This window comes from Succinivibrio dextrinosolvens, from assembly GCF_900116345.1.
In the GTDB taxonomy this organism is placed as follows: Bacteria; Pseudomonadota; Gammaproteobacteria; order Enterobacterales; family Succinivibrionaceae; genus Succinivibrio; species Succinivibrio dextrinosolvens_B.
Map to the genome: position 1 here is coordinate 21,556 of NZ_FPAH01000036.1, position 8,042 is coordinate 29,597.

At 38.0% G+C, this 8,042-nt stretch carries 8 protein-coding genes and 1 tRNA gene; 7 read left to right on the top strand and 2 right to left on the bottom strand.

Features of this window, described 5'->3' with window-relative positions:
• Positions 1–19 precede the first annotated feature (19 nt).
• On the top strand, positions 20–781 hold the full coding sequence (locus tag BM308_RS10170; RefSeq protein WP_074944981.1) for an IclR family transcriptional regulator: 762 nt from the start codon (positions 20–22) through the stop codon (positions 779–781).
• A 5-nt stretch (positions 782–786) separates the two neighbouring features.
• Here the strand turns inward: BM308_RS10170 and BM308_RS10175 are convergent.
• Positions 787–863: transfer RNA gene (locus BM308_RS10175), tRNA-Arg, on the bottom strand.
• A gap of 87 nt (positions 864–950) precedes the next feature.
• Here BM308_RS10175 and BM308_RS10180 point away from each other — a divergent pair.
• Positions 951–2,360 (top strand): AMP-binding protein, encoded by a 1,410-nt coding sequence (locus BM308_RS10180; RefSeq protein WP_074944982.1) that lies wholly within the window; start codon positions 951–953, stop codon positions 2,358–2,360.
• Here BM308_RS10180 and BM308_RS10185 read toward each other — a convergent pair.
• A complete protein-coding gene (locus tag BM308_RS10185) occupies positions 2,352–3,509 on the bottom strand; it encodes a flagella assembly protein FlgT middle domain-containing protein (protein ID WP_074944984.1) in 1,158 nt (385 codons plus the stop codon). The two genes, BM308_RS10180 and BM308_RS10185, sit on opposite strands and share 9 nt — an antisense overlap.
• A gap of 146 nt (positions 3,510–3,655) precedes the next feature.
• Between BM308_RS10185 and BM308_RS10190 the strand changes: the two genes are divergently transcribed.
• The 5 genes from BM308_RS10190 to BM308_RS10215 form a co-directional block, all read left to right on the top strand.
• Complete coding sequence (locus tag BM308_RS10190) at positions 3,656–4,663, top strand: FlgO family outer membrane protein (protein ID WP_143098604.1); 1,008 nt, start codon at positions 3,656–3,658, stop codon at positions 4,661–4,663.
• Positions 4,664–4,675: 12 nt separating this feature from the next.
• Positions 4,676–5,128 (top strand): LPP20 family lipoprotein, encoded by a 453-nt coding sequence (locus BM308_RS10195; RefSeq protein WP_074944987.1) that lies wholly within the window; start codon positions 4,676–4,678, stop codon positions 5,126–5,128.
• A gap of 9 nt (positions 5,129–5,137) precedes the next feature.
• Complete coding sequence (locus BM308_RS10200) at positions 5,138–5,623, top strand: flagella synthesis protein FlgN (RefSeq protein ID WP_074944989.1); 486 nt, start codon at positions 5,138–5,140, stop codon at positions 5,621–5,623.
• A 238-nt stretch (positions 5,624–5,861) separates the two neighbouring features.
• Positions 5,862–6,818, top strand: a complete 957-nt coding sequence (locus tag BM308_RS10205) for an AAA family ATPase (RefSeq protein WP_074944990.1) — start codon at positions 5,862–5,864, stop codon at positions 6,816–6,818.
• A 672-nt stretch (positions 6,819–7,490) separates the two neighbouring features.
• Positions 7,491–8,042 (top strand): RNA-guided endonuclease InsQ/TnpB family protein (locus tag BM308_RS10215; protein ID WP_177214444.1); only part of this gene is annotated, 552 nt, incomplete at its 3' end.

Here is an 8,042-nt window from a genome sequence, read left to right on the forward strand (position 1 = left end):
AATCTAAGGAGTTTTTTTTATGGCCTCAAAAATTAGAGTTCCTGCTCTGGAAAGAGCTCTTAATATCCTTGAGGTTCTTCAAAAACATCATCGCTGTACAATCTCAGAACTAATTTCAATTACAGGGCTTCCAAGAAGTTCTGTTTATGTTCTAGTAGATGATATGGTTAAGCTACGTCTTTTAAGACAGAACTCTGACAAGACGGTACAGCTATGGATGAAACTGGTATCTCTGGGTAACTCTGCATCAGATTCACTTGATCTCAAGGAAATGATTTCCCCTTATCTTGATAAGCTGATTTCCTCTGTTGACTGCCTTGCTGTTCATTTTGGCATTATGGACGATGATAAGGCCTATTATGTCTTAAAGAGAACCAGCTCAAAATCTGGGATGAGAATTCTTTCACGTGAAGGTGCGGAAGTATCTCTTGTTCATTCTGCGCTAGGCAAGTGTCTTCTTGCATATCAGGATAGTATGCTTCGAGAGAGAATTGTTACAAATCTTGATTATACCCCTGCTACAGCAAATTCTATAACTACTCCGGAAGCTCTGCGTAAGGAATTAGCTCAGATCAGAAATAGAGGCTATGCCTTTGATAATGCCGAAGTCGGGCTCGAATTAAGATGTATAGCTGTACCGATTTTTGATCTGGATAATCATCTGATTGGTGCAATATCGGTGGTAGGAACCATCAATAACTTTACTACTGCAAAGCTGAGTTCAATTATTGATTTGATGAAGAGAAGTTCAATATCTATTTCTTCAGGGCTGATGCTCTGACTTTATGGCGTCTCTGGGCGGAATTGAACCGCCGACCTTTCGCTTAGGAGGCGAACGCTCTATCCAACTGAGCTACAGGGACAGCCTCATAAAGAACAGCTAAACATTATACAGTATATTTGGGGCAGTATTTTGTTTTTTATTGAATTTGTTAAGTTTTTAGGTTTTTATGTGGGATTTAGAGAGATTTAAAGAGAATACAGCGGTTATAGATGACAGGGGAAATGCTTTGTCATATGCAGAGCTTAAAGCTTATGAAAAAGCTCTGTGTTCACATCTTAAATCAAGATCTCTTGTGATGCAGTTTGCCAGAAATACTCTGGGATCTTTTATTGGCTATATCTCGTTTCTGGATAACAAGATTGTTCCCATAATGGTAAGTACTGCTCTAAATCCAGATCAGAAAACAAAGCTTATAAATAGCTATCATCCCCAATATCTTTGGCTTCCAACGGAGATTCGCTCTGAATTTGCCGACTGTCCTGAAGTATTCAGCTTATATGACTATTCTCTTTTAAAAACAGACTATCCTTCAGATTACGAGTTATATCCAGAACTGGCTTTGCTTCTCACGACATCTGGGACTACCGGAAGTCAGAAATATGTAAGACAGAGTTATGTTAATATCAGTTCAAATGCAGAATCGATTATCTCGTATTTAAAGATAGATTATAAAGAGAGAGCAATTACCTCTCTTCCTATGCATTATACCTTTGGTTTATCTGTAATTAATTCCCATATAAAAGCAGGAGCAACTATTCTTTTGACTGATAAGTCCATAATGCAGAAGGAATTCTGGGCATTTATGAAGAAATATGGAGCAACGTCTATTAGTGGTGTTCCTTATACCTATGAGATGCTTAAGCGACTTAGAATGCCTACAATGGAGCTTCCTTCCTTAAAAACATTGACACAGGCAGGAGGAAAGCTTTCTGTTGAACTTCAGAAGTATTTTTCTGAATACGCTCGTGATACTGATAGACTTTTTTATGTAATGTATGGCCAGTGTGAAGCAACCTCAAGAATGGGTTATCTGCCATATGATAAATCTCTAGATAAACTTGGTTCTATTGGTATTCCAATACCTGGTGGGAAATATTCTCTTATCGATGCCGAGGGCAGGAGGATCGATAAGTGTCACTTAGAAGGCGAACTGGTCTACGAAGGAGCTAATGTAACTTTAGGATATGCCCATGGTTATAAGGATCTCTATTTAGGTGATGAAAGGCATGGCAGGCTTTGTACCGGTGATTTAGCTTATTTTGATGAGGATAATTATTTTTATATTACCGGTAGAAACAACAGATTTATCAAGGTATTTGGAAACCGAGTCAACCTTGATGAGGTTCAGCAAAACCTGAAGGAAATGTTTTCTGAGCTGGATTGTGCCGTTATCGGTAGAGATGATCTAATTATGGTATGTATGCTCTCAGATAATCTATCTTATTCAGTTAAGACCTTCCTTGAGGAACGGCTAGGTCTGAATCATACTGCTATACAAACAAGAGTAGTAGAGAGAATCCCTAAAAATGAAGCAGGGAAGATCCTCTACCATACTCTTGTTAATAGGCTACTCTAAAGTAACAATATCATCCACGTCTACGTTTAGGGTATTGTTCTGCAGATCAACAGGTTTAAGTTTTGCTGAATGTGGGTAGACCGCGGTAACACGATACAGTCCCTTGGCATTCTCATGAATTTCGTAATCATTGCCAACGGAACTAGTCATATTTGTAAACTGTGCCAGAGAAAATTTCATATCCTTCTGAAGTCCATTGTCTCTACCCATGTTGATGATGATATCATCCCCTTTGGTATCAATAACTCTTGCAGATACTGGAGCACACTGAAGTTCCCTTACCAGATCCTTTGCGGCAGCTGATGTCAGATCATATAGTCTCTGTCCATAATCTGAGCCTTTGAATCTGTCAGAGCGCAGGTCGAGGAATTCATTTGAATCAAATGGCCAGTCTGTTTCTCCAGAATAGTTCTTATGGAAGATTATCTGCTGGTTTATGGCATCAAATACTTCAATATCAAAATTTATGGTTCTGGTTGGGACAAATAGCATATTGGTGATTACGTTGTTTCCTACTTTTGATTTGCTTAGAGAATTTATGGTTCCTGTAATAATGTACTGACTACCATACTGTGAAGAGATAGCTTTAAGATTATCTAGCTTATTCTTATTTGGAACATTCTTACCATTGTCATTTATAACGTTCATTCTAAGAACAGGACGAGTGTTGAATGTTGCTGAGTTATTCAGCTGATCATAAAGCATTTTGTCCAGCTCTTTGTTGGTATCTTCAATTCCAAGAGCTCCCTGGAATGCCTGGGAATCTGCATATTTAAAAGACAGAGGCAATATAGACTTATTAACTGTCGAGCCTGGGCATTTTGCTTTGGATTTTTTATCGTCTATAAAGGCTTTAATGGTTACAGTAGTTCTGTTAAGTGTATGCTGGGTTTCCAGTACCACCAGTTTTTTGATTATATTCTGAGAGGCTGGACCATATGAACTACCACTAAGCACTCCGCTTTTATATGTTTGCTCCATCCTTATATCTGCACCTGTCTGCATCAGTAGATTGTGAATTGCATCATTAATAGCATCTTCTCTATTCTGTCCAATACCTGTTGCAAACTGCCAGCTTGCGTATGACTGAAGCGATATCGAAGCTAAAAATAAAGTGAAGGATACTTTTGCTATTTTAGAAAACTTCATATAAACCTCAGATGTTTGAATTTTGTCATATGGCATTGAAATTGCATTATTCACACCAAGATTTAAGAAATCGTTATTTTTATAACGAAATTCTTTCTGCAGTAATATGTTGATTATACGTACAAAAGAAGGTCAGGATGGAGAGAATGTTATTAAAAATGCTAAGTGTTGCAGCTTTGATTGCAATTTCTGGCTGTACGGCAAATCCTGCCCGTGGTGGCAATGGAGGAGCTCAGGTATATGAGCAGAGAGGCATGGAGATCAGTAAGACTGTATCTGAAATGGCTGACACCTTATATGCCACAATGATTGCCGATTTAAAGGCAATTGACTCAGCTAATGGAAAGGGGTATGTCAGAAATCCGTCAATTCCAAAAGTTGCTGTAACATCTTTTGTCGATACTGATACCTATGAGAATGCCGGTTACTTGGGTAGATCAATGGCGGAGATGTTTATTCATGAGCTTGACCGCAGAGGTATTCAGGTTTTTGAGTATAAGCTGACAGGCTCAATTTCCATTACCAAGGATGGCGAGTTTGTATTTTCACGTAACTGGAAGAAAGTCGCCCGTCAGGCTATGGTCCGTCATATTCTGGCAGGAACCATAACCCGCAACGATAAGGGAATAGTAGTTGTAGGTCGTGTCATTAATATGTCCAATTCAACAGTTGTCGGTTCTGCAACAGGCTTCATTCCTTATGAAAGACTTCCTTACTGCTATAGAACAGGCGAGAAAAACTGCTCAATTAACGGTACCACCTCTTATCAGTATTACCTTCCTAACAGCGGAAAGAAGATTGCTAACGGGGTAACAGATACTGTAAGCCGCGTAAGTGTGTCATCCTATTCATATAGATCCACTCTGACTCCTGAACAGGAGAAACTGGTAAAGAAAAGAAAGGAAGAGGAATTTGTAAATAACTACTATACATCAGATAAAAAGGATTTTAATGCCAAGTACTACGTTGAAGGCGCTAAAGTTCCAGGAACCTCTACCGGAAACTATGAGCGATATATGTATGAGAAGAAAAAGTCCTCAATCGGTACTTCAGGTAAATCTTCAGTTATCTATCCTGCACAGTCCTATATGTATAAGGACAGATTAACCAGAGATGTCCACGACGAGAGTCATTATTCAAGAGTAAGTGATTAGAAGGGGAGAAAAATGAAAGTTTTAAAGATAGCTGCAGTTGCAATTGCAATGTCTCTTGCATTGACCTCCTGCTCTTCAACTTTTCTGACAAGAAATATCAGTTTTACTGACTCAGGAGTAAAAAAGCCTAGTGCATTCCCTGTGTTAAGAGCTACTGGATATGCGTCAATTTCAAGACAGCCTGGGGCAACTTCCCAGATGAAGCAGATCAAAGCTATGCGCGCTTCAAAGATTGAAGCCTACAGAGAACTGTCTGAGCAGGTAAATGGCGTATATATAAGTGCAAAGGATTCTCTGAACAGCAACAGTATTGAAACTTCAAATAATGTAAATACTGAAGTTGATGGTTTTATCCATGGAGCAAGAGTGATCAGACAGTATGCAATGGGCGACACCTATGCAACCGAAGTCGAGCTTGATACCCGTGTGGTCTACGATATGTACGATATGCGCGGAGCTCTGTAGGAGGGGATTATGGAAACTGCAAACAGATTTGTATTTAAAAAAATCAATCCCAATACTCAGGCTCCAGCAGTAAAGCCGATTAAAGATTATTTAATGATGCAGAATACTGTGCTTAATAATCTCGAACAGGTTATCAGCAGAGAATACATGGCTTTAAAAGACAGACATTTCGATCTTCTGCAGGGGATTTCTACTGAGAAATCTGATCTGATGCTTAAGCTTCAGTCAAATGATCAGAAGCTAAAACTTCATCCTGAGGTAGAGTCTCTTAAGACCAAATACAGTGCTGAGGTACTGATTATCAAAGATAAGATGAAGAAATGTCATTTTAGAAATGAGGTTAACGGCAGACTAATAACAATGTGCATGCAGTCATCAAATAAGCTTCAGGCTCTCCTCGTGGAAGCACGAGACCTTGTTACCTGTAACAAGACATACAACAGTAAGGGCAGTGCCTCTGCAAGAGCTCCTCTTCGAGTTTCCGTTTCCGCCTAATCCAATATCAATAGTCCTGTGTAGAATTATGTCAGGACTGTTGTATTTTCACTTATACAAATAACCCCTTTTCTAAAATTTTCATAAACCTTATAAATCAAATAGATATCCGGAATTCTCACAAATTTTGACTAGGTTAAATTCTGACCTAAAAATTTGTCATTTATTATTCTTGTAAATTTTCTTGAGGAAATCCCTTTAGAAGAACACATGAATAACTGAATAAATTGGAGAGAAGATGGGATTGGTTAATCTTTGTAATATCTTTGGTAACGATAAGCTTGTGGTTTCAGAGTTTGATTTTACTCCGGTAAATTACACAGCTCATATTCCTAACTATGATTCGGATTATGTTTTTGAACTAAACAGTCTTAATGATTTACTGCTGTTTCTAGTGCATCCTTTTAAAGACTGCCTTTATATAAGCGGTCCCTCCGGTTGCGGCAAGACTTCTCTTGTACTTCAGGTGGCAGCAAGACTTAACTGGCCTGTAGAGCAGATTACACTGTCCAATAAATCTGAATCCCTTGAACTCATAGGACATTCCTCAATAAAAAGTGGGGAGCTGGTTTATGAATACGGTCCACTTTCCAGAGCCATGATGTATGGGGAGATCCTGATTTTAAATGAGATTGATTTAATGTCTCCAGGAGATTTAACAGTCCTGAATGATGTTTTAGAAGGTAAGGATTTAACTATTGTTGCCAATCAGGGCGAGATCATTAAACCTCATCCTAATTTTCGAGTTGTTGCCACTGCAAATTCAAAGGGAAATGGTGATCTCAGCGGATTCTATAACGGAGTCAGACTGCTGAATCAGGCTTTTTTAGATAGATTTAGATTTATGGAAATGTCTTATCCCAAATTAAATGTTGAAAAAGCAATGATCTGCAGTATGTACCCTTCAATTGATGATGAACTTTGTCTGAAACTGCTTAAATTTGCACATGATTTAAGACAGGTCATTGAGAATGGTTTTGAAAATGGGGTAAGACAGTTATCAGCACCTTTTTCTACAAGATCATTACTAAAAATTGCCGGACTATTATCCTTAAATACTTCATTAGATGTTCACAAGATCATAAAGATGTGTTTTGCTTTGAGACTGCCTGCCGTTGAATATGAATATGTAATGAGACTGTGCAATGATATTTTTGGGCATGAGAATTCTAAGGTAGCGATTAGTCAGGAGTAGAAATAGATTGTCTAATTTAAATTTGCTTTTGACTAATCTCGCAATAACAGCTTAAGTTTTTTAATTTTTGTCATTAATGAATGGGCTACAATTAATGGAGAACTACAGAGTGAGGAAAAGTCAGAATTACATAGATCTTATAAAATCCTTCATGGTTCTTGATATCTCTGCGGTCCTTAGTATATTAGGATATGCTATTGTTAATCACAATAGGATAGATGACTATCAGGCAAAAGCGAGGTCAGTGTCATTTTTTACCTTGGTATTTTTGCTTTTATTGCAAGGTGTGTGTTTTATGATATTGCAAAGAAAAATGGAGGACTAAAATGCCTGGTTTTATATTAACTATTGTCGGTTTTATTTCCTTATTTATTTCAGCCGCTATTATTGGCTACGTATTCTACGACGGAATCAAATCCTGTAAGAATGATAAAGAAGAAAAATAATAGGAGACTGAAATGCCGGGGTTGATATTAACTATTGTTGGTTTTATCAAATTCACGCACGCGAATACCTTGTACTTTTAGTGCGAGGATGAAGCGTGCCTTAAAAACTGTTATCTATATTATATTTGAAAAAATGTTGTAATTCCTTTTTGGGATAAAGGTAACCTTGATATAATAACGTTTTCCCTAAATTGATAATAATATTGTTAGAGTCATTTTAACGTAAATGAAGACCATCTGGAAACAGGCATACAAATACAGGTTAAGACCTAATGGTGCGCAGCAGAGAAGATTAGTTCAGCTCTGCGGCTCTGCCAGATATGCCTGGAACCAGGTGCTGGCAAGAAGAAATGAAGAATATCAGGAATATCTTGAAGATATCGAATCAGCTCAGTGCTGGTGTGAGGATATTTCTCTGGTACCTAAGCCAAGACCTATAAATAGATTTTCATTTACCTATGACTTAAATAAGCTGATGGCTGAGGAAGAGAACAGTTTTCTAAAGACTCAGGGGCACTCTCAGGTTCTGCAGCAAAAGATGCAGGATTTATACAGTGGCTTCAGCCGGTTCTTCAAAGGCAAAGGAGGATATCCTCAGTTTAAGAAGAAAAACGGCTACAATTCCATAAGATTTCCTCAGGGAATAAATCTGGATGAGAAAAATCAGAGAATCTTTCTTCCAAAGACAGGATTTGTCAGATACAGAAAATCCAGAGATATAGAAGGGACCATCAAGAATGTAACCGTCTCATACTTTTGTGGTGAATGGTATGTATCT

What these genes read in the sequence shown, in the direction of transcription:
- BM308_RS10170 (WP_074944981.1), top strand. Translation starts at nt 20, where the DNA reads ATGGCCTCAAAAATTAGAGTTCCTGCTCTGGAAAGAGCTCTTAATATC.
- BM308_RS10180 (WP_074944982.1), top strand. Translation starts at nt 951, where the DNA reads ATGTGGGATTTAGAGAGATTTAAAGAGAATACAGCGGTTATAGATGAC.
- BM308_RS10190 (WP_143098604.1), top strand. Translation starts at nt 3,656, where the DNA reads ATGTTATTAAAAATGCTAAGTGTTGCAGCTTTGATTGCAATTTCTGGC.
- BM308_RS10185 (WP_074944984.1), bottom strand. Translation starts at nt 3,509, where the DNA reads ATGAAGTTTTCTAAAATAGCAAAAGTATCCTTCACTTTATTTTTAGCT.
- BM308_RS10195 (WP_074944987.1), top strand. Translation starts at nt 4,676, where the DNA reads ATGAAAGTTTTAAAGATAGCTGCAGTTGCAATTGCAATGTCTCTTGCA.
- BM308_RS10205 (WP_074944990.1), top strand. Translation starts at nt 5,862, where the DNA reads ATGGGATTGGTTAATCTTTGTAATATCTTTGGTAACGATAAGCTTGTG.
- BM308_RS10200 (WP_074944989.1), top strand. Translation starts at nt 5,138, where the DNA reads ATGGAAACTGCAAACAGATTTGTATTTAAAAAAATCAATCCCAATACT.